The organism is Streptococcus oralis (assembly GCF_001579525.1).
Taxonomy (GTDB): Bacteria; Bacillota; Bacilli; order Lactobacillales; family Streptococcaceae; genus Streptococcus; species Streptococcus oralis_M.
In genome coordinates this window covers 15,767-36,057 of the sequence record NZ_KQ970788.1, presented here as the reverse complement: position 1 = coordinate 36,057, position 20,291 = coordinate 15,767, and the positions used below count along the sequence as shown (strand labels likewise).

The 20,291-nt window shown below is 41.6% G+C and carries 22 protein-coding genes; 2 read left to right on the top strand and 20 right to left on the bottom strand.

Annotated elements, in window-relative coordinates:
• Positions 1 to 3 precede the first annotated feature (3 nt).
• Genes era through ybeY form a run of 3 tightly spaced genes read right to left on the bottom strand, consistent with a single transcriptional unit; the run spans position 4 to position 1,793 of the window.
• A complete protein-coding gene (gene era / locus SORDD25_RS00205; protein ID WP_000143274.1) occupies positions 4 to 903 on the bottom strand; it encodes a GTPase Era in 900 nt (299 codons plus the stop codon).
• A gap of 16 nt (positions 904 to 919) precedes the next feature.
• Positions 920 to 1,315 carry a diacylglycerol kinase family protein gene (locus SORDD25_RS00200; RefSeq protein WP_061852190.1) on the bottom strand — a complete coding sequence of 132 codons (396 nt, stop codon included), beginning with the start codon at positions 1,313 to 1,315 and terminating at the stop codon, positions 920 to 922.
• Positions 1,296 to 1,793: an rRNA maturation RNase YbeY gene (gene ybeY, locus SORDD25_RS00195; RefSeq protein ID WP_061852189.1), complete on the bottom strand. Its 498-nt coding sequence runs from the start codon at positions 1,791 to 1,793 to the stop codon at positions 1,296 to 1,298. Before ybeY ends, SORDD25_RS00200 begins: the two co-directional genes overlap by 20 nt.
• Positions 1,794 to 1,897: 104 nt before the next feature.
• Between ybeY and pavA the strand changes: the two genes are divergently transcribed.
• Entirely contained in the window at positions 1,898 to 3,553 is a 1,656-nt protein-coding gene (gene pavA / locus SORDD25_RS00190) for an Rqc2 family fibronectin-binding protein PavA (RefSeq protein ID WP_061852188.1), read from the top strand.
• A 32-nt stretch (positions 3,554 to 3,585) separates the two neighbouring features.
• Here pavA and deoD read toward each other — a convergent pair whose 3' ends face one another.
• From deoD to SORDD25_RS00145, 9 genes are all read right to left on the bottom strand, one after another.
• A complete protein-coding gene (deoD, locus tag SORDD25_RS00185) occupies positions 3,586 to 4,296 on the bottom strand; it encodes a purine-nucleoside phosphorylase (protein WP_061852187.1) in 711 nt (236 codons plus the stop codon).
• A 361-nt stretch (positions 4,297 to 4,657) separates the two neighbouring features.
• Complete coding sequence (locus SORDD25_RS00180) at positions 4,658 to 5,368, bottom strand: type 1 glutamine amidotransferase (RefSeq protein ID WP_061852186.1); 711 nt, start codon at positions 5,366 to 5,368, stop codon at positions 4,658 to 4,660.
• 4 nt (positions 5,369 to 5,372) lie between these two features.
• Positions 5,373 to 6,182: a purine-nucleoside phosphorylase gene (locus SORDD25_RS00175; RefSeq protein WP_061852185.1), complete on the bottom strand. Its 810-nt coding sequence runs from the start codon at positions 6,180 to 6,182 to the stop codon at positions 5,373 to 5,375.
• A complete protein-coding gene (locus SORDD25_RS00170; RefSeq protein ID WP_061852184.1) occupies positions 6,179 to 6,739 on the bottom strand; it encodes a DUF1697 domain-containing protein in 561 nt (186 codons plus the stop codon). The genes SORDD25_RS00175 and SORDD25_RS00170 overlap by 4 nt, the downstream gene beginning before the upstream one ends.
• Position 6,740: 1 nt before the next feature.
• Complete coding sequence (locus SORDD25_RS00165; RefSeq protein ID WP_061852183.1) at positions 6,741 to 7,952, bottom strand: phosphopentomutase; 1,212 nt, start codon at positions 7,950 to 7,952, stop codon at positions 6,741 to 6,743.
• A 23-nt stretch (positions 7,953 to 7,975) separates the two neighbouring features.
• On the bottom strand, positions 7,976 to 8,659 hold the full coding sequence (gene rpiA / locus SORDD25_RS00160; protein ID WP_061852182.1) for a ribose-5-phosphate isomerase RpiA: 684 nt from the start codon (positions 8,657 to 8,659) through the stop codon (positions 7,976 to 7,978).
• Positions 8,660 to 8,764: 105 nt separating this feature from the next.
• Complete coding sequence (locus SORDD25_RS00155) at positions 8,765 to 9,694, bottom strand: peptidase U32 family protein (RefSeq protein WP_061852181.1); 930 nt, start codon at positions 9,692 to 9,694, stop codon at positions 8,765 to 8,767.
• Positions 9,695 to 9,819: 125 nt separating this feature from the next.
• Positions 9,820 to 10,500 (bottom strand): ABC transporter ATP-binding protein, encoded by a 681-nt coding sequence (locus SORDD25_RS00150; RefSeq protein WP_061852180.1) that lies wholly within the window; start codon positions 10,498 to 10,500, stop codon positions 9,820 to 9,822.
• Positions 10,501 to 10,513: 13 nt separating this feature from the next.
• A complete protein-coding gene (locus SORDD25_RS00145) occupies positions 10,514 to 11,569 on the bottom strand; it encodes an ABC transporter permease (RefSeq protein ID WP_061852179.1) in 1,056 nt (351 codons plus the stop codon).
• 385 nt (positions 11,570 to 11,954) lie between these two features.
• Here SORDD25_RS00145 and SORDD25_RS00140 point away from each other — a divergent pair, with 385 nt between their 5' ends.
• Complete coding sequence (locus SORDD25_RS00140; protein WP_061852178.1) at positions 11,955 to 12,239, top strand: DUF3270 domain-containing protein; 285 nt, start codon at positions 11,955 to 11,957, stop codon at positions 12,237 to 12,239.
• A 64-nt stretch (positions 12,240 to 12,303) separates the two neighbouring features.
• Here SORDD25_RS00140 and SORDD25_RS00135 read toward each other — a convergent pair whose 3' ends face one another.
• From SORDD25_RS00135 to SORDD25_RS00100, 8 genes are all read right to left on the bottom strand, one after another.
• Positions 12,304 to 13,590, bottom strand: coding sequence for an ATP-binding protein (locus tag SORDD25_RS00135; protein ID WP_061852177.1), 1,287 nt, complete (start codon positions 13,588 to 13,590; stop codon positions 12,304 to 12,306).
• 39 nt (positions 13,591 to 13,629) lie between these two features.
• On the bottom strand, positions 13,630 to 14,304 hold the full coding sequence (gene ciaR, locus SORDD25_RS00130) for a two-component system response regulator CiaR (protein ID WP_000590635.1): 675 nt from the start codon (positions 14,302 to 14,304) through the stop codon (positions 13,630 to 13,632).
• Between the two features lie 110 nt (positions 14,305 to 14,414).
• Positions 14,415 to 16,961, bottom strand: coding sequence for a M1 family metallopeptidase (locus tag SORDD25_RS00125; protein ID WP_061852176.1), 2,547 nt, complete (start codon positions 16,959 to 16,961; stop codon positions 14,415 to 14,417).
• Between the two features lie 121 nt (positions 16,962 to 17,082).
• Positions 17,083 to 17,523: an ASCH domain-containing protein gene (locus tag SORDD25_RS00120; protein ID WP_061852175.1), complete on the bottom strand. Its 441-nt coding sequence runs from the start codon at positions 17,521 to 17,523 to the stop codon at positions 17,083 to 17,085.
• Between the two features lie 12 nt (positions 17,524 to 17,535).
• Complete coding sequence (locus tag SORDD25_RS00115; RefSeq protein WP_061852174.1) at positions 17,536 to 18,240, bottom strand: DUF6994 family protein; 705 nt, start codon at positions 18,238 to 18,240, stop codon at positions 17,536 to 17,538.
• 10 nt (positions 18,241 to 18,250) lie between these two features.
• A complete protein-coding gene (locus SORDD25_RS00110; protein WP_061852173.1) occupies positions 18,251 to 18,949 on the bottom strand; it encodes a 3-oxoacyl-ACP reductase in 699 nt (232 codons plus the stop codon).
• Positions 18,942 to 19,178 (bottom strand): DUF2829 domain-containing protein, encoded by a 237-nt coding sequence (locus tag SORDD25_RS00105; RefSeq protein WP_000141913.1) that lies wholly within the window; start codon positions 19,176 to 19,178, stop codon positions 18,942 to 18,944. The genes SORDD25_RS00110 and SORDD25_RS00105 overlap by 8 nt, the downstream gene beginning before the upstream one ends.
• A gap of 91 nt (positions 19,179 to 19,269) precedes the next feature.
• Positions 19,270 to 20,268 (bottom strand): DNA/RNA non-specific endonuclease, encoded by a 999-nt coding sequence (locus SORDD25_RS00100; RefSeq protein ID WP_061852172.1) that lies wholly within the window; start codon positions 20,266 to 20,268, stop codon positions 19,270 to 19,272.
• Between the last annotated feature and the right edge of the window lie 23 nt (positions 20,269 to 20,291).

Below are 20,291 nucleotides of genomic sequence, written 5' to 3'. Positions count from 1 at the left end.
TACTTAGTATTCTTTCTCATTATAGCCAAAGTCAGCCAAATCTAGCTTTTTATCACGCCAGTTTTTCTTGACCTTGACCCAAGTTTCTAGGAAAACCTTGTCCCCTAGCATGAGTTCGATATCACGACGGGCCATGGTCCCAATTTTCTTGAGCATAGCGCCACCTTTTCCGATGATGATACCCTTTTGGCTATCACGCTCGACCATGATGGTTGCCCGGATATGAACCTTGTCGGTCTCCTCATCACGCTTCATAGAGTCAACTACTACTGCGACTGAGTGAGGAATCTCTTCACGAGTTAAATGAAGAACTTTCTCACGAATCATCTCTGAAACCAAGAAACGCTCTGGATGGTCTGTGATTTGATCAGCTGGGAAATACTGGAAACCTTCCTCAAGATTTTCACTGAGGATGTCAATTAAACGAGAAACGTTATTTCCCTGAAGGGCTGAGATAGGAACAATTTCCTTAAAGTCCATCTGGTTACGGAAGTCATCAATTTGAGCCAGAAGTTGGTCTGGATGAACCTTGTCAATCTTATTCACCACCAGAATCACAGGAACCTTGGCAGCTTTCAGGCGCTCGATGATCATGTCATCACCCTTACCACGCGGCTCGTCAGCAGGCACCATGAAAAGAACAGTATCCACTTCACGAAGAGTGCTGTAGGCAGATTCCACCATGAAATCTCCAAGAGCAGTCTTAGGCTTATGAATCCCTGGCGTGTCGATAAAAACGATTTGTTCCTTATCAGTGGTGTAAATCCCCATGATTTTATTGCGCGTTGTTTGCGCCTTGTCACTCATAATGGCAATCTTTTGCCCCATGACGTGATTCAAAAAGGTTGACTTCCCAACATTGGGACGTCCTAAAATGGCTACAAAGCCTGATTTAAATGTCATAATTTCCTCTTATTGTTTAAAATAATAAATCCCAAATGCGTGGGAGAAAGATAAGTGCACCAATTACCGCAGCAAGAAGAGAAACCACAAGTACGGCACCAGCCGCCATGTCCTTGGCTTTCTTCGCTAACATAGAAAAGTGATAGTGACTGGCTAGATCCACCACATTTTCAATAGCAGAGTTAATAATCTCAAAGGCTACTACCAAGAAAATGCTCATCAGGAGAAAGAGCCATTCGATCCGTGACACCTGAAAAACAAAACCTGCAAGGATGACCACTAGAGCCGTCACTGCATGCTTTCGCATATTGCGTTCTTCCTTGATGGCAGTCAGAATTCCTGTCAGGGCAAATTCTAAACTAGAAATCAGGTCACGATTCTTCCATTTTCGTTTATTGTCTTGTGAGTCCATAGGCTGTTAAAATTTCTTCTTGTAAACCGAACATCTCCGCTTCTTCTTCCGGAGTGTAGTGATCATAGCCGTTAATGTGTAAAAAGCCGTGTACTGCCAAGAAGCCCATCTCACGCTCAAAGCTGTGGTCATATTCCTCAGCCTGCTCATGCGCTTTATCGATAGAGATGAACAGTTCCCCAATATAGGCATCAAACTCAGACATCATTTCTGCTAATTCAGGGTTTTCAAGTAAATCTTCCTCATCAAAAGAGATGTCCAATTCAGGTTTATACTCAAGGCTAATGACATCTGTCGGACGATCCGTATCACGGTACTCGAGGTTGAGTTCGTGGCTACGCTCGTTGGTCACAAAAGTAACTGCCATCTCCTTGTCTTCTTTTCCTATTTTTTGGGCAGCAAATTCCAAAATCTCTTGGGTTTGTTGCAAGATTTCTTGTGAAACTTGACCAGTTTCATCTACCATTTCAATATACATGTACTTCTCGATTCTCTTTACTTGGCTTTATTATACCATATTTCCATGATTTTATTCTACCTTTTTGATATAATACTATGGAATACAATCACAAGGAGAGAACGATGTCATTTGACGGATTTTTTTTACACCACATGATTGAGGAATTGCGAAGCGAGTTGGTCAATGGTCGCATCCAGAAAATCAATCAGCCTTTTGAACAAGAGTTGGTCTTGCAAATCCGCAGCAATCGCCAAAGTCATCGCCTGCTCCTTTCTGCTCATTCCGTATTTGGACGCATTCAGCTAACCCAAACGACCTTTGAAAATCCAGCCCAACCTTCTACCTTTATCATGGTTTTGAGGAAGTATTTACAAGGTGCCGTGATTGAGTCGATTAAGCAAGTCGAAAACGACCGTATCGTGGAGATCACGGTTTCCAATAAAAACGAGATTGGGGATCATATACAGGCGACTCTGATTATCGAGATCATGGGGAAACACAGCAATATTCTCCTCGTGGATAAAAGTAGCCATAAAATCCTCGAAGTCATCAAACACGTCGGCTTTTCACAAAACAGCTACCGCACCTTACTTCCAGGATCGACCTATATCGCTCCGCCAAGCACCGAATCTCTCAATCCTTTTACTGTCAAGGATGAGAAACTCTTTGAAATTCTGCAAACCCAAGAACTGACAACAAAAAATCTTCAAAGCCTCTTTCAAGGTCTGGGACGTGATACGGCAAATGAATTGGAAAACATTCTTGTCAGTGATAAACTGTCTACTTTCCGAAACTTTTTCAGTCAAGAAACAAAGCCATGCTTAACAGAGACTTCCTTCAGCCCAGTTCCTTTTACGAACAGTGTAGGAGAGCCTTTTGCCAGTCTCTCTGATCTTCTGGATACCTATTACAAAGATAAGGCAGAGCGCGATCGCGTCAAACAGCAAGCCAGTGAACTGATTCGACGTGTTGAAAATGAACTTCAGAAAAATCGACATAAGCTTAAAAAACAAGAAAAAGAGTTACTAGCGACAGACAATGCTGAGGAATTTCGCCAAAAGGGCGAATTACTGACAACCTTTCTCCACCAAGTGCCTAATGACCAAGATCAGGTTACCTTAGACAACTACTACACCAATCAACCTATCACCATTGCGCTTGATAAGGCACTAACTCCCAGTCAGAATGCTCAACGCTATTTTAAACGTTACCAGAAACTTAAAGAAGCTGTCAAATACCTGACTGAACTAATCGAAGAAACCAAGGCTACCATTCTCTATCTAGAAAGCGTGGAGACTGTGCTCAACCAAGCTGGACTAGAAGAAATCGCTGAAATACGTGAAGAATTGATCCAAACTGGCTTCATTAGAAGACGCCAACGTGAAAAAATCCAGAAACGCAAAAAACCAGAACAGTATCTGGCGAGTGATGGCAAAACTATCATCTATGTCGGTCGAAACAATCTTCAAAATGAGGAATTGACCTTTAAAATGGCCCGCAAGGAGGAACTTTGGTTCCATGCCAAGGACATCCCTGGAAGCCATGTCGTCATCTCAGGAAATCTCAATCCTTCTGACGAAGTCAAGACAGATGCGGCAGAACTAGCTGCCTACTTCTCCAAAGGGCGCTTGTCAAATCTCGTTCAGGTAGATATGATTGAAGTGAAAAAACTCAACAAACCAACTGGTGGAAAACCTGGCTTTGTAACCTACACAGGACAAAAGACCCTCCGCGTTACACCAGACCCAGAAAAAATCGCATCTATGAAAAAATCCTGATTCCACTTGAAATCAGGATTTTCTTTTACATTTTACTCTGCAATCAAGGTTTCCAAACCAACCTTCATCATATCAGTGAAGGTATTTTGGCGTTCTTCTGCCGTAGTGTCTTCATCTGGATTGACCAAGCTATCAGAAATGGTCATGATAGCAAGTGCATCGACGTGGTGTTGGACAGCCAAGTAGTAAAGAGCTGCTGCTTCCATTTCCACAGCTTTAACTCCCCATTTACCAAGTTCGATGTTCTTTTCAAAGTAGTTTGAGTAAAAGACATCTGATGACAAAACGTTCCCAACGTGGGTGGTCATACCGAGTTCTTTGGCGATATGGTAGGCCTTGTCAAGCAAATCAAAGCTAGCGATTTGTGGGAAATCATACTGTGGCCAGTCGTTGCGGATGATGTTTGAATTGGTTGCAGCTGCCTGTGCTAAAACCAATTCACGGACGTGGACATCTTCATTCAAAGAACCAGCAGTTCCCACGCGGATCAATTTCTTCACACCGTAATCCACAATCAACTCGCGCGCATAAATCGAAATGGATGGCATCCCCATCCCAGTTCCCATGACAGAGACACGGTGACCCTTGTAAGTACCAGTGTAACCAAACATGTTCCGCACTTCGTTAAAACAAACAGCATCTTCAAGGAAGTTCTCCGCAATAAATTTAGCACGAAGAGGATCCCCTGGAAGAAGAATTTTATCAGCAATTTCACCCTGCTTAGCAGCAATATGGATAGACATAGTTTATGATACAAAGAGCGACAAGAAAACGACTAAAAATTAGGAATCTGACGAGAAATCCTGATTTCTCAGTCAGATTATCTATTTCCCAAGTTTTCCACTCGTGTTCAAATCTGAACACCTCACTCTACCTTTCTTTTTGTATATTTAGGACAGCGACAGAGAACAAAGTAAAAATAGGAAACTGACGAAGCATCGCAGATGCTAGACAGTTTATCTTTTTCACGCAGTTCTCCGCCCGTATTCAGTTCAACAAATACGGTTTACCCATCCTTTCTTTCTTGATTTTAAAATTAAATATTTCACAGAACAATTAGCCCGAGTTTGACTATAACTCAGATACTCTGGATTTCTGTAGTTCCTAGTTTACCAATGAATCTAAAAATGCATACAGTTTTGCATTCATTTCAGAATAATCGTTTCCACGTAATTCTTCTGGTGTTTGAACAAAAGGCAACTTTTCACTTTGCTCTCTTAATTTCTCCTCACCATCCGCAGTAATTAAATGTTCTACTGCGTCTGGATCAAATTCCAAATGAGCCTGAAAGGCATAATGTTTTGGACTGAAGCGAATAATCTGACGTGGACAACCTTGACTCGTCGCAAGAACAACAGCATCCTCTGTCAGCCCTGGCATATCACCGTGCCAGTGGCCGGTTTCTATGGTTTCTCCGAACAAGCTGACATGAGGATCTGTTAGACCTTGCATCGTCAATGTCACAGGATAAACGCCAATCTCGCGCTCAGGACTATGCTCATACTCCGCGCCATAGGCAACAGATAGGAGTTGCGCACCAAGACAGACACCAACAATATAAATATCTGCAGCAATCGCTTCTTTCATAAAAGCAAGCTCAGCCTTTGGATCATAGTATGGGAAGTTTTCTCTATCCTCATCAGGTGATTGAGGACCACCCATGACAATCAGAAAATCAATCCCATCAATTGTTTCAGGAAGAGGTTCTTTTTCATAAACCTTTGTTGATGTAATTTGATGACCTCGTTCTAGAGCCCATTTTAGATATGCGCCTGGAACCTCAAATGTCTCATGTAAAATAAAGTGAACTCTCATGACATTACAATTCAGCAAGAATCGCTTTAATCAAGCCTTTGAAGTCGCCTTTAACACGTTCAGTCACTTCTACAACCTCTTCGTGATTGAGTTCTTCTTGGAAACCAGCAGCATGGTTAGTGATACATGAAATACCGAGAACTTTCAAGCCTGAGTGGGCTGCCACAATCACTTCAGGAACAGTGGACATACCAACTGCATCTGCTCCAAGTGCCTTATAGGCACGAATTTCTGCAGGTGTTTCATAAGTCGGACCTGTTACACCAATATAGACACCTTCATCAAGCTTGATACCAAGTTTCTTAGCCACTTCATGGGCAGTAGCACGGTATTCTGGAGTGTAGGCTTTAGACATATCTGGGAAACGTGGACCAAAATCATCCAAGTTTTCACCCATCAATGGGTTTTGCCCCGTCATGTTGATATGGTCTGAGATAGCCATCAAGGTACCAGGACCAAATCCAATACCTCCAGCTGCATTGGTTACAATGACACCTTCACATCCGAGTACTTTCATTACACGTACTGGGAAAGTCACGACTTCAAGAGGATTGCCTTCGTAGAAATGGAAGCGACCTTGAAGAGCCAAGACCTTGCGACCTGCAAGTTCACCATATACCAATTTCCCAGCGTGACCAACTACTGTCGAACGGCCCCAGTTTGGAATGTCTGCATAATCTACTACAACTGGATTTTCGATTTCTTCCGCCAATTCTCCAAGTCCTGATCCAAGGATTAGACCGAACTCAGGCGCTTGGATTCCCTTGTCTTTCAGGAAAGCAGCTGTTTCCTTGATCTTATCTAAAAATGTCATTGTGTGTCTCCTTTATTATTTTTTAACATTTGACCTATTTTGTCAAAGGTTTTTGCATTGCGAATGGTGATATTGCGATAAAAAGGCATCTTGAGCAAGTGCTTGTGATAGGCAGTTGCATAGTAGGATTCTTCAGAGAATTTCCCCCAGAAAATCCCAAGTCTTCCAAAATGAACCACTTCATCTTTCAGTTCCAAACTGTTCACTTTCTCGATGACTTGATCCACATCCAAGCTCTCCGTGTAGAAGAGGACATCTTTTCGAGCCAGATCTTTGGTCCACCATTCAGGCAGATTTTCAAGTTCCGCTTCAAAGTCCTCAAGACTCAGTAACGAAAAGCTCTGAATAAATGGATAATGGACTGCAAAGAAATCCTCTAACTTTTCAACCAATTGGGCTTTGGCATCTGTCGAAGTAAAGAAAATATTGCCACTGTTGATGTAGGTTTCAACCTTTTCCAGTCCCAACTCTGTCAGTTCTTGACGAAGTTGCGCCATGACAACCTTATTTTTCCCTCCGACATTAATGCCCCGAACAAGTAAAGCATATCGCGTCATCTTATACCAATTTATCTAAGAAACTTTCCCCAATCATGGCAGTTTCCACACCAAAGTTATCCGCAACTGTCGCTGAGATATCTGCAAAATGTCCGACAGGAATGAGACCATTTCCTTTAAAGGCAGGGCTATAGGCCAACAATGGAATATATTCACGAGTGTGGTCTGTTCCTGCATAAGTTGGGTCATTTCCATGATCAGCAGTAATCAAGAGAAGGTCATTCTCTCTCATAGCAGCTATAATTTCAGGCAAGCGTTCATCGAACTCATGCAAGCAATCACGGTAACCATGAGCATTGCGGCGATGGCCGTAAAGGGCATCAAAGTCAACTAAGTTTGTGAAGGAGAACCCTTTTTCAAATTCAGTAAGTCCCATAGTCTTCAATAATGTATCAATTCCGTGGCTGTTTGACTTGTTGTGACCCATGTCGTGGTTGATACCCGCGCCGTTAAAAATGTCGTTGATTTTACCAACAGCGTAAGTATCGATACCAGCCTCATTCAATTTATCCAAAACAGTTGGTGCAAATGGAGATACGGCCAAGTCACGACGATTTGCTGTACGAGTAAAATTACCTGGCTCACCTACATAAGGACGGGCAATGATACGGCCTAAAAGGGCAGGACGCTCAAGGGTAATCGAACGAGCGTATTCACAGATACGGTACAATTCATCCAAAGGAATAATGTCTTCGTGGGCAGCAATTTGCAAGACAGGATCAGCTGAAGTGTAGATAATCAACTCCCCAGTTTCCATCTGACGAGGTCCGAAATCATCGATAACAGCTGTTCCTGAGTAAGGTTTGTTGGCTTCACGAATGACCTTACGTCCTGAAAATTCTTCGATTTTTGTCAAGATTTCTTCTGGGAATCCGTTCCAGAAAGTATCGAAAGGCTCGGTAATGTTGAGTCCCATGATTTCCCAGTGTCCAGTCATAGTATCCTTACCAAGGGATACTTCTTCCAATTTCGTTACATAACCTGTTGGATTGCTTTCAGCTGGTACCGTCTTCAGAGGCGTTTCGCGAGGAATATTTCCCAGACCGATTTTAGCCATGTTTGGCACATTCAAACCAACGGTTTTTGAAATGTGTCCTAGTGTGTCAGATGCACCATCTGGAACCCCTGCATTGACAAAGTTATTGGCATCTGGTGCAGCACCGATTCCCACGGAATCCAGTACCACCAAGTGAATACGATTAAATTTTGACATAGTCTGTCTCCTTATTATATTGATTAGTTTGCTTTTGTTGAAGTTAAAATCTGAACACCATCTCGTCCCGCTACGATGACCTTATCCACCATTTGGTTGAATAAACCGTGCTCTACGACACCAACGACATGGTCCAATTCTTGTCCGAAAGTAATCGGATCTTCAATGACATCCAAGGCTAGGTCAATGATAAAGTTCTGCATATCGGTCACAAAACGTTGGCCATCTTTTTCACGGAAACTTGGTTTGTAGCCAGCTCGTTCAAACCGACGAAAGACCTGTTCTGCACCATACTGAACCACTTCTACTGGCAATTTAAAAGCACCTAGTTTCTCTACTAGTTTGCTTTCATCTACCACCCAAATGTATTCTTTTGAGGGCGTTGCCACAACCTTCTCCATCAGAAGGGCACCACCTCCGCCTTTGATTCCGTTAAACTGGCTATCTACTTCATCCGCCCCGTCAACCGTCACATCAACAAAATCCACTTGATCAATCGACTTGAGCGGGATGTTAAGACCTTCAGCCTGTTTACTGGTCACACTGGAAGTCGTTACAGCAGTAATCTGCAAACCTTCTTCCTTGATCCGACGACCTACTTCCTCTACGAAATAGTAGGCAGTAGAGCCCGTTCCAAGTCCGACTACCATGCCATCCTTGACAAACTCAGCAGCCTTGATACCTGCCATTTTCTTCAGATTTTCCACTCAAACACCTCCATTAAAGAGCTATTTTTATTATAACATGTATCCGTTTTTATTTCATGGATACACTGGAAAAACCCGAACATTTTTATTTCGGGTTTTTATGTCCTATTTAACCATATCTGGATCGTAATCATAGAATCCTGTATCGAGAAAACGGTTTTTAGGGTGTAACTTGCGCACTTCCTCATCTAACAAGAAGGCTTGGTCATGACTGAAATTCCTCTCTTGGATCAAGCCACGCGCTTGAATAAAAAGTTTAGCAATTTCTACAAAATTCTGACCAGGTGTGTAAAGTCCCTCAAGTTTCCAGTGAGTAAAACCATGCTCCACCAATTCTGTCAATTTGGTCATCAAATCAAGGTCATTATTGGCAAAGATGTGGGTACCATGATTATCTTCAAAGATAGAGTAATGGCTCTCTGGATCACTCGGTTCTGCTAAGAAGAGATCACGTTTACGCGTCTTTTCGTCATCGATGTGCGTGAAGTTATAGTAGTTTTGCAAGAGTGGACGCTTAGAATGGTGAATGACACTAGCCCCATAAACCAATACTTCAGCAGGAATTTCCAAAATCTCAGGCATCTTGAAGAGTTCAGCAGATGGAATTTCACGCGCCAAAACAGCCTCAGAGGCGCCAGCCTTTTGACCCCAGAAGTTAATCTGACGACTGCTTGTCACCATGGTTGAAGCATCGTAAATGGTTTTAAAGGAATAGCCATCACGGTTTACCACGTAAAAGACACCTGCATCTCCTACTGTAATATAGTCTGTCTTGATTTCTTCCAAGAAGTCTAGGAAAGGCTTGATTCGGTCCATCATATCTTGGTGCATGAGGGCATTAACCGCGACAATCAATTCCTTGTCTGCTTCATGAACCAACTTAGCGATGGTGCGTAAGTCTTCATAACTAAAAGTCGTTGGCAGACGAAGGCCAAAATCTTTCTCACCGACATAGATACGGTCTACGCCAGCTTCTAGTAACTGTTCAACTTGTTCAATACTTTCAGCAGTTGCTGTAATGATAATCTTTTCCATAAGAAAAATTATACCACATTTCTCAAAAATCAGCTATGGTTACTGGGAGTTTAACAAAAAGTTAAACTTGTTTCTATCTTTCCCAATCAAAAAAGTGAACAGTAACTTGTACCATTCACTCTATTTTATGCATGTGTTTCTTCAACTAGGTGGCCATCGTTCATGACATAAATACGATCAACCTTATCAAGAAGGCGAGTATCATGCGTAATCATAACAACTCCTCTACCTTGTTCATGGGCAATGGCAGCCAGCATCTCCGTTACTTGGTAGGCACGCTCAGTGTCAAGACTGGCTGTCGGCTCATCTGCAAGCACAATGCTTGGATTGTTATAGAGCGCTCTAGCAATCGCGGCACGTTGACGTTCGCCACCTGATAAAGCCTTGGGATAATGATCTTGTACCTTTTCCAAATCCAACAAGTCAAACAGCTCTTTTCGGTCACTTTTACTATTTTTTCCCTTATCCAGTCTGTCTATCAAATCCAGCTGTTCCTTGACCGTTAGAAAAGGAATTAAGTTTGAAGCCTGGAGAATGAAACCAAACTCTCTAAAACGGAGATCTGTTTTTTCCTTCTCCGTCAAAACGCCTGTTTCCTTCCCCTTGACTAGAATCTTTCCACTCGAAGCTTCCTGAAGTTGTCCTAAAGTTGTTAGAAAGGTCGTCTTTCCAGAGCCAGAAGGCCCAACGATAGCCACGAACTCTCCCGCATTTAGCTGAAAATTCGTCTCATACAGGGCTACGACTTTCATCTTTCCTTCCCCGTAGGTTTTTGTCACTTGATTCATTTCTATCAATGCTGTCATACTATTCTCCTTATCACTCTGCAATCGCAGTAATCGGGTCCACCTTTAGCAAGCGTGGAAGTGAAATGACACCACCTAGAAGGGCCATCAAGGAAATTACCAAGCTTAGGACAGAGTAGGCTATCCAACTTGGATAGAAAAAGAAGGTAGCTGGTAAGACTAAAATCACTCCTCCGATTGCCAGCAAGGCTAAAGCAATCCCCATACCAGCTAGGAGGAAGATTTGACAGAACAGAGACCATACAATGGTTTTGATCTGTATCCCTTGGGCTCGCATTATTCCATAAAGACCTAATTTTTGGATGGTAATGATATAAACAAAAATCCCCACAATCAAGCCTGTAATGACAATCATAGCAAGAATCATTCCCGAAAATACATTCACCTGAGGTGTGTAACCAGGAATTTTCGAAATCATTTTTGGAATGGAAATCTGTTTCAGTCCATCGCCAGACACTTCTATGTCATTTTTCAATACCAAGGCAGAGATGGAACGATTGGCTTTCAAGGTTCCTTGTAAGGTCCAATAAGTTGTCAGACTCGTAAAGACAACAGGCTCAGTGAAAAATTTATTTCCTTGAGTCAGGCCTACAATCTTGTAGCTTGCCTCGCTTCCATTGAGCTGAATGGCATCGCCTAGCTTCATCCCATAGTTCTCAAAAGACTGATCCACGACAACCTCATCATCTCCTTCAGGATAACGACCCTCCGTCAAACTAGGTGAGATAAAAGCGTCCCAGTCTTGAGCAAAAATAGAAACATTGACCTTTTCACTACCATCGACTAGATTGGTCACAGCAAACATATAGCCCAATAGAGCAGCCTCTTCAGAACTCTTATCCTTGTAGTCTTTTTCAGGAATAAAGGATGCTGTCAAATTATCATTTGCGTAGTCGGATAAAACGACACCCGTTGCTTGCCAATTATCAATAGCTGCTCGGTTGTTTCGCACAAGACCAAGAGCTAGACTGGTCATAAAAAAGACCATAAAAGCGATAAGAAAAATGGTAGTTAGAATCAAACTATATCGAAGTTTGTTTCGTAATATCTCTTTGATAGCAAGATACATGCTTATCTCCTTTTACTTTTCCCAGAGGTAGCAAGAAGGCCACCCAATCCAATAGACAGAATCTCTGTCTTATCATCCATTCAAAACAACTCCTACCAATACTCTTCAAAAGTATCCAGGTAGCAACTCAACAAATCATCTTAGGAAAAAGCCTCAGCTTGCTATCAATTTATATAAGTTATCCTTTCCTTTCTCAGTATATTTATAATTAAGAAGGCCAGGTCATCTGTTTTAAGTGTAACATCCATGCTATCATTTTCCCTAGTGGGTGTCAAGAAGAGCGACTTAGAAGTTGATAAGAGACTTTAGTAGTTTTGTAACAATTCTGTAATAATTCTCTGCATAAAAAATGATAAAATAGTTATGTACTGTTAAGGAGAGAATCATGTCCGCAAGAAAACTAGAAGCTTATGAGTTTGAACAAGCTCCCGAATCGAAACAAACTCCGCTTTACCAAGATTACACACCAGAAGCCCCAGTCGGCCCTAACCTAAAAGAGATTTTATTTTTTGTAAATATCGCTTGTTTCTGTATTTTTATGGCACTTTTTAGTTTTATCTTTTTAGCCTTAAAATTTAATACAGCTTTATCCTTTGTCGCTGCAATGGGCCTTAGTTTCGCCCTTTTACAACTTCAACGAAAGATGATGAAACGAAAATTTTCAAAATAAAGGTTGGTACTACTACCAACCTCTTTTCTAGTTATCAAAAAAGACAGTTATATAACTGTCTTTTTTATTTATTCTTACGTTTTGAAGGAGATTGAATAGCGATCTTAACTTCAAAAATTGTTCCTCTAGGTTTGTTATCTTTTACGCTAATCGTTCCTCGTAAGGCATCTACGATTTGCTTGGCCAAAGATAGTCCAAGACCAAAGCCACCTTTCTGACGGGTTCTCGCCTTGTCTACACGGTAAAATCGGTCAAAGATTTTCTTCTTGTCAGTAGCTGAGATTCCAATTCCATTATCCGTTACTGTAAGATAGAGGTGGCGATCTGTAGCATAGACTACAAACTCAATTTTCCCATCTTCTTCGGTATACTTGATGGCATTATCAAACAAGATTGTCATGAGTTGTTTTAGGAGCAACTGATCGGTCATGAATGGACGGTAAATTCGATTTTCATAGTTGAAAACACGATCATTTTCAGAAGCAATTAACTCATAGTTGGCAAAGGTTGTTTTAAAGAATTGTGGAGAAACTTCTGCTATTTCTGGTTTGATTCCATCATCTCGACGTGCAAGGTTGAGAAGATTGGTCGTGAGGAAACGCATGTTGCGAACCTCTTCAAGACTGGAAGCGATACTTTCGCTGGATTCCATGATTGTTGCCTCTGGTTTTCGAAAGAGATTCTCTAAGCGATTTTGTAAAACGGCCAAAGGCGTTCTCAGTTCATGACTCGCATTTTCAACAAAGGACTTCTGCTTTTGCATGCTTTCCAGCAAGGGTTTGACACTGACACGTGCTAGGTAAACACTGGCAATTAAAGACAGGAGCCAGAAACTAGCCATCACTACAACAATTAAATGCTCGTGGTTTTGGCTGATTTGCTCGAGCTGGCTGGTATTGATTAAAACCGCCGCATATTTGACATTGCTTGATACAGAGGAAGAATTGGTTTCCATCAAAATCATCCGATAGGTTTCTTCCTGACCGTAGCTATTGACAACTTGAATTTGCCGAATGTGATTCAACTCTTTTTTGTCCAGTTTGATCTTGTCCAATCCTAAAAAGCGATTCCCCAATAAGAGTTGGTTAAAATCCTTGTCAAAGAGCAAGACTTCCGTATTGGAGCTGACATTGGGTTTGATTTCAGCCTTGCTGGCATCCGCAGTTGCGGGTTGAATATCCTTGACCTCTTCGGTGGCCCGATTAAGGGCTAACTGGATAACCGCTTGGGGACTACTACTAAGAGCTTGGAGTTTTTCATCTACAGAAGTATAGAGACTCGAGTGCATGACCTGGAGGATAATCAAGGTCATAGCAGAGAAGATCAGGGTGAACACTCCAAAGTTTCGAATGAAATAGCTGAAATCATCCGCATACCATGTTTTTTTAGTTTATTGAACATCTTTTAAAATATACCCGACACTACGCAAGGTTTGAAGATTCTCAGCAAAGGCTGTACCCTTCAGTTTCTTACGAACTTTTGAGACATAGACTTCTACAACGGAAATCGTCGTATCGCTATCAAATCCCCATAGACGGTCAAAAATTTGTGTCTTGGGAAGAATAACATTTTGATTTTGAAGGAAATAAACCAATAACTCAAACTCTTTTCCAAGCAGTTCCACAGGCGTATCTTCTACCTTAACCTCATTCGTTGAAAGGTTGACGACAACATCCCCATAGGTCAAGGTATTTTCGTTAAACTTACCTGAACGTTTAAGAAGGGCTTGAATGCGCATTTTAAGTTCTTCTAAGTAGAAAGGTTTGGTGAGGTAGTCATCCGCTCCCAACTCAAAACCATGTCCCTTGTCATCCAAACTTTCTTTAGCTGTCATGATAAGGACTGGTGTCGTAATTCCTTTTTCACGCAATTCTTTCAAAACTTGGAAGCCATTTTTTTCAGGCAACATCAGGTCAAGCAGAATCAAGTCATAAACGCCACTTTCTGCTTCGTAGAGACCTTCTTCTCCATCAAAAACCTGCATGACATCTGCAAAATCATCTAAAAAGTCAAATACTGAGTTTGACAGGCCTAGGTCATCTTCTACTAATAAGATTTTTATCATCAGAAACTCCTCCTTGTTATGATTATTATACCAAAATTGCCTTAAAAAAAACTCAACTCTCTCTTCTTTTAAGATAGAAAGTTGAGTTTTTTATTTACATTTCGAATGAATTAAGCTTTGGCATATTGGGCTACAACAGCTTCGACTGCTGCTTTCTCACGCTTAATCAAGTCAACACGCGCTGCGATATCTTTGATACCCATACGAATGTTACGGCTAAGAGCAAGGTCAGAGAGTTGTGGCTCAAAGAATTCCTTGTACTCTACCAAGCGTTGCTCAGTTTTAAAGATGTGTGATGGGAAGATGACAAAGCTATCAAAACTCATGTCGCCACCGAGAGCTGCCTTGATCCAGTCCCAATTTTCACGCGCCCATACCCAAACAGTTTCTTGGGTAGCTTGGTGTCCGAGGAATTGGAGGTACCATGAAGAAAGGTCTTGTGGTTTCACTACAAATTTATCTTTCCATGAGCCAATCAGGGTTTGGATATTGTCGGCATCTGTACTGTATGCAAGAGCTCCTGCCAACTGGCGTTTAAAGACCGCATCCGTCGCATGAGTATAGTGGTCCAGATAAGTTGCGACCAAATCCTTGGTCTCATGGTGTTTGATTTCATTGATGAGAACTTGAGCACGAATTGCTGCAGGAAGTTCTGCAAGATTTTCCTTGTGAGCTGCAAAGATTTGACTAGCGACTTGACTAGCTTCTGCATCATTTGAACGAATCATCATAGAAACAGCCAACTGACGAACCAATTCGTCTTCATCCGATTCTCCATCTTTGGCTTCAAAACCAAGACGGTCATAGTTATGACGAACCAATTTAGCAACCAGACTGTTAAAGGCTTTCTCAGTTTCTGTACCTTCATCAATAAAGCGTTCAAGGGCAGCAATCACTTGAGATACAGCTGAAACTACCAAGTAAGACTCTTCCTTAGCAAGTTTATCAAGGACTGGGAGCAAGTCAGCATAAGAAATATGCCCTGCTTCAGCAAGCAGACGACGTTCTTGAACGATTTGCAGTTTGCTTGTGTTATCTAGTGTCTCTAGCTCAGCAAGAACAGCTTCTAACAAGTCTCCTTGATAGTCTGTAATGTAGTGGGCAGTATTTTCAGTATTGAGACGAAGGGCTCCTTCATTTTCAGCAAGAAGAGCGGCATAGCCAGGGATTTCGATGCTCTCAGTTTCAAGTGTGTCTGGCAAACCTTTCCAGTTGCTGTTGAGTGGCACTACCCAGAGGCGGTTCTTGTCTTCGTACTCACCGATGAAGAATTGTTTTTGCGAAATCTTCAAGACATCATTTTCAACTTTGACAGTGAGAACTGGATAACCAGGCTGTTCCAACCAAGAATCCATGAAGGCTGCAACATCACGACCTGATGCTTGTCCGAGAGCATTCCAAAGATCACGACCGATGGTGTTGCTGTACTGGTGCTTTTCAAAGTAAGCATGCAAGCCTTTAGCGAAATCAGCATCACCGAGCCAACGGCGAAGCATGTGCATGAGACGGCTTCCTTTGGCATAGACGATAGCGCCATCAAAGAGCGTATTGATTTCATCTGGGTGTTTGACTTCGACATGGACAGACTGAACGCCATCCGTCGCGTCACGTTTAAGCGCCGCTGGAACTCCACCTGTTTGGAAATCTTCAAAGATATTCCAACTTGGCTCGATGGCATCCACACAGACGTATTCCATCATGTTGGCGAAGCTTTCATTAAGCCAAAGGTCATCCCACCATTTCATAGTAACGAGGTTACCAAACCATTGGTGAGCCAACTCATGTGCTACAACTAGGGCAACTTGTTGACGGCTAGCAAAGGTTGAGTTCTCATCCACAACCAAGTAAACTTCACGGTAGGTTACCAGACCCCAGTTTTCCATAGCACCTGCTGAGAAGTCAGGGAGGGCGATATGAAGAGATTGAGGAATGGGATATTTAACTCCGTAGTAATCTTCGTAGAACTCAATCGAGCGAACGGCGATATCCAAAGAGAAATCAAGGTTAGATAATGGGTGAGCTTTGGTTGAATAGACACCTACGAGGGTACCATTCTTGGTTTTAGCGGTAACACCTTGCAAGTCACCAGCTACAAAGGCTAACAAGTAAGAAGACATGCGAGGTGTTGTTTCAAACTTCCAGATGCCTGTTTCCTTGCGGTTTTCCACATCAATTTCTGGCATGTTTGACAAGGCAACTTCACCTTCTGCTTGATCAAAACGAAGAGCGAGGTCAAAAGTTGCTTTGGCTTCAGGCTCATCCACACATGGGAAGGCTTCACGCGCAAAATGGCTCTCAAACTGAGTAGACAAGACTTCCTTCTTCACTCCATCAACTGTGTAGTAAGAAGGGTAAATCCCTGTCATGTTGTCTGTGATTTTTCCTGAAAAAGCGATGACCATTTCAACTTGACCAGCCACAGCCAATTCGATATGAAGGGTTTCATTGTCATGGTCAACTGTAAATGGACGAGCCTGACCTGAAACTTCTACAGAAGCGATTTCCAAGTCTTTTTGGTGAAGGGAAATACGGTCACTCTGTGCTTGACCAGTGATGGTCACCTTCCCAGAAAAGGTCTTGGTCTCACGACTCAACTCTAAAAATAAATCATAGTGTTCAGGAACAAATTGGGTAATAAAATGTTCAACTGCTTGCATAGTTTTCTCCTATTCTAAGTTTAAGAGTTTTACTCTTCTTCAAACAAACTTATTATATCATGTTTTGCTTTAGAAAAAAGGATTGGACAGTGATTTCCAAAACTTTCTTCCTTCTATCTGTCTACAGAGGGTAGACCTTGCGAAATTCTTCCAAAACGACCTTGCTGTCAGGTGTAAAAGTCAAGCCCGCTTCCCTCATCCACTCGGTGAAAAAGTCCTCATGAACCTGGCGCCAATAGGCTAGGGATTTATCACCTTCCCCTTCCTTAAAAGCATGTTCAGCAGAAACTTGATTGAAAGGCTGAACGGACACCTTGGTAATTTCGACAATGCAGACAGCCTGATTTTGACTGTCTAAAATGACATCGAAGGTTCCTTCTTGTGGAAGAGGTTCGTCTTCTAGTGCGTAGAGGTCGTAGACTGAGGCGGTTGCTGTCTTTTCGCCTCTTAGAACCAAGTCGGCCAAGAGATCTGCTTCCACTCCAAAAGCCCAGGCATCTATCTCATCTCCAATTGAGGGGTTAATTTGCTTATAGGCATTCCACATTTCTTGCGGTGTCATGGGTTGCTCCTTTTATTTAAATATACCTTGACGATTTAACTTTAACATATTTCCCATGTAGAGATTTAATGTAGCTGAAATTTCTTTTCTAGAAGTAATTCTTCGTATAATCTCAGATTGTCCTGTACTGATATCTAAAACATCATAATTTTCATTTACGAATGAATGCAACTTCATTTTATCAATAAAGTATTTAAAATCTCTATTAAATTGCTTTAACCAAATCGCTGTCTCTTCACGTTGATAGGCAGGCATCATGGGAGTCTCTTGTCCACTAAAATAAGATTTCAAATCAAATAGTAAGCAATCAATTCTATCTAAATATTTAGTGTAGCGATAAGTATTAATGGTTGGTGCTTTGTGTTTGGGCCATAAAAAATGAAGGTTTACATTAGAACGAACAAGCTCATAATCTTTTCTCCACTTTTCATAATCATTTTCGTGAAACTTAACAATTTGTTTTCTACCACAAATAATATCAGCTGCAAGTCGAATCTTTTGTCCTTCAATCTCATCAATCAAATGATCTTTTCTAGCAGGGAATTCAAATTTATTACTTAATTCATGGTATAAAGTTCTGTCACTCGCATCTGGATCTTCACATAAATGATCAAATAAATAGGGGATATAGTTTGGATTGTTCTTCTTCAAAAATTGATAAAAATCACTCTGATAAAAAGCATCGCATCGTTTTAAGTTTTCTTTGATGATTTCCATACAACTCCTCCTACTTCAAAGTCCAGCCACCATCCACAGTCAGGATTTGTCCTTGCATGGCGCTTGATTTTCCACTTGCTAAGAAAAGGCTAAGAGTTGCTACTTCCTCTGGCTCAATCCAGCGCTTGATAGGCGTTTCACTAGCTACCCAGTCCGCCAATCCACCTGGTTCAAAGTCTGCAGCAGTCATAGCTGTCTTGACTGCTCCGGGAGCAATCCCAAAGACCTGAATTCCAGCTTCCGCATAGTCTAGAGCCAACTGCTTGGTAAAGCCTGCCAAGGCATGTTTAGAGGAAGTATAGGCGTGACCACCACCTCCTGCTAGATTTGAAGCAATAGAACACATATTGATAATGATTCCCTTTTTACTTTCCAGCATTTGCGTCAAATAATGTCGTGTCATCTCAACTGGAGTCACATAGTTGATTTCAAAAATCTCTTGAATTTCCTGGGCTGATTGTTCCAAAAGCGGTTTATAATCATCCAAGACTCCAGCAGTATTGCACAAAATATCCACCTGAGGGCACCAGTCAAAAATTGGTTCCAAGTCCAAGGTCAAATCTCTCTGTAAAAAGTGGAAATCACCCTGTAAGAGGGGATTCTCACCTTGGTCAACTCCATAAACTTGATAGCCATTCTCTAAAAAGTGGCGAGCTTGAGCCAGTCCAATACCTGAACTCACTCCCGTGATTAAAACGCGTCTAGTCATGCACTTCTACCCAATCTGTCGCCAAAACGTCACAAGGTGTCGGACTCCACATGGAAAAACCTTCTCCTTCTCCAGACACATTGATTAGGAAATAAGGCGTTACTTCAAGTGCAACCCCGTTTTGCTCGATAGTGTCAAAAAGCTGCACATAGTTTTCAGCCCCTCCCCAACCAGTTCGTACATATTTTTTCTTAGCCTTTAATCCAGGCAAGATTTCTTCAAAAGTCATGATGTTCTCCTTTAATTCTAAATTCTTAGTTTAATTATAACAAAAAACCGTTTTCCAACGGCTTTTTGACTGTATATCTACTAAATTCATCCTACCACTGCAATCCGGCTTCTCTGATTTCTTTCTTGGAAGCAAATTTACCATTTGGTCTGTGCCATCTTCCGTTTTTATCTCTAAAGTAGCCACCTGAATTTGTTGATTGCGAGTTTGATTCCTGTTCTTGTGCGGCTTGGCGAGCTTTTTCCTGTTCTTCTTCTTTTGCTTTCTTTTCAGCTGCTTCTTTTTCTTCTGCCTCTTTCTTGGCTTTTTCTTTTTCTTCTTTTATCTTTGTATCTTCAACTGTATTCTTAGCAGTACCATCCAAATAATTGATTTCAGCATTAGCTGAAACATTGTCTAAAACGACATGCGTCACTGAATACTGATCAACCTTTTCTTTACTACCACCCAATTTGATTTCCAAGAGTTTGCCGGTTTCATCTATTCCCACATACTGCAATTCAATTTGTCTCGGAATCAATTCATCTTTCTGATAGATTGGGGTCACCTTGTAGTCAAGATAATAGTTTGGGTGATTGGCCAACCAAGAGTCCAATCGATTTTCATAGTAAAGCATGCTACTTTGGTTTTGGTCATCTGTTCCAGAATAATTTCCAGCATTTAGCCAGTTAGTCATTGGAACCAGATTCCTCTTTTCATCGTTTAATCCACTAAACTGGTACCCGATCAGATGGCCTCGACTCATCAACCAAGCTTCTTTTTTTCCATCACCATAAAAGAATTTATAATTGTGCCATCCAACTGGATCATAAGTCAACTTGGACTCTCTCTTCTCAGTTGGCTCATCGCTGTCCTTAAGCTGAATATGAGCACCCGTTGCGCGTGATTTAGAATCCAATTCCCCAAGTTCTAGTTGTTTCTCATTTTTAAAAGGCAAGAGTCCAGCTTCTTTAAACAACTTCTCATCAAACTTGATTTGCTTCTGTTCAATTTTTTCTTCTGGGACCTTTGATTCCGCCTTATGTCCAGAACAAGCAACTAGTGTTGTGATTGAAAGCAAGGCAATTGAGAAGGATAGTAACTTTTTCATAAAATTCTCCTTTTTATATAGTA

What these genes read in the sequence shown, in the direction of transcription:
- era (WP_000143274.1), bottom strand. Translation starts at nt 903, where the DNA reads ATGACATTTAAATCAGGCTTTGTAGCCATTTTAGGACGTCCCAATGTT.
- SORDD25_RS00200 (WP_061852190.1), bottom strand. Translation starts at nt 1,315, where the DNA reads ATGGACTCACAAGACAATAAACGAAAATGGAAGAATCGTGACCTGATT.
- ybeY (WP_061852189.1), bottom strand. Translation starts at nt 1,793, where the DNA reads ATGTATATTGAAATGGTAGATGAAACTGGTCAAGTTTCACAAGAAATC.
- pavA (WP_061852188.1), top strand. Translation starts at nt 1,898, where the DNA reads ATGTCATTTGACGGATTTTTTTTACACCACATGATTGAGGAATTGCGA.
- deoD (WP_061852187.1), bottom strand. Translation starts at nt 4,296, where the DNA reads ATGTCTATCCATATTGCTGCTAAGCAGGGTGAAATTGCTGATAAAATT.
- SORDD25_RS00180 (WP_061852186.1), bottom strand. Translation starts at nt 5,368, where the DNA reads ATGAGAGTTCACTTTATTTTACATGAGACATTTGAGGTTCCAGGCGCA.
- SORDD25_RS00175 (WP_061852185.1), bottom strand. Translation starts at nt 6,182, where the DNA reads ATGACATTTTTAGATAAGATCAAGGAAACAGCTGCTTTCCTGAAAGAC.
- SORDD25_RS00170 (WP_061852184.1), bottom strand. Translation starts at nt 6,739, where the DNA reads ATGACGCGATATGCTTTACTTGTTCGGGGCATTAATGTCGGAGGGAAA.
- SORDD25_RS00165 (WP_061852183.1), bottom strand. Translation starts at nt 7,952, where the DNA reads ATGTCAAAATTTAATCGTATTCACTTGGTGGTACTGGATTCCGTGGGA.
- SORDD25_RS00155 (WP_061852181.1), bottom strand. Translation starts at nt 9,694, where the DNA reads ATGGAAAAGATTATCATTACAGCAACTGCTGAAAGTATTGAACAAGTT.
- SORDD25_RS00150 (WP_061852180.1), bottom strand. Translation starts at nt 10,500, where the DNA reads ATGACAGCATTGATAGAAATGAATCAAGTGACAAAAACCTACGGGGAA.
- SORDD25_RS00145 (WP_061852179.1), bottom strand. Translation starts at nt 11,569, where the DNA reads ATGTATCTTGCTATCAAAGAGATATTACGAAACAAACTTCGATATAGT.
- SORDD25_RS00140 (WP_061852178.1), top strand. Translation starts at nt 11,955, where the DNA reads ATGTCCGCAAGAAAACTAGAAGCTTATGAGTTTGAACAAGCTCCCGAA.
- ciaR (WP_000590635.1), bottom strand. Translation starts at nt 14,304, where the DNA reads ATGATAAAAATCTTATTAGTAGAAGATGACCTAGGCCTGTCAAACTCA.
- SORDD25_RS00125 (WP_061852176.1), bottom strand. Translation starts at nt 16,961, where the DNA reads ATGCAAGCAGTTGAACATTTTATTACCCAATTTGTTCCTGAACACTAT.
- SORDD25_RS00120 (WP_061852175.1), bottom strand. Translation starts at nt 17,523, where the DNA reads ATGACACCGCAAGAAATGTGGAATGCCTATAAGCAAATTAACCCCTCA.
- SORDD25_RS00115 (WP_061852174.1), bottom strand. Translation starts at nt 18,240, where the DNA reads ATGGAAATCATCAAAGAAAACTTAAAACGATGCGATGCTTTTTATCAG.
- SORDD25_RS00110 (WP_061852173.1), bottom strand. Translation starts at nt 18,949, where the DNA reads ATGACTAGACGCGTTTTAATCACGGGAGTGAGTTCAGGTATTGGACTG.
- SORDD25_RS00105 (WP_000141913.1), bottom strand. Translation starts at nt 19,178, where the DNA reads ATGACTTTTGAAGAAATCTTGCCTGGATTAAAGGCTAAGAAAAAATAT.
- SORDD25_RS00100 (WP_061852172.1), bottom strand. Translation starts at nt 20,268, where the DNA reads ATGAAAAAGTTACTATCCTTCTCAATTGCCTTGCTTTCAATCACAACA.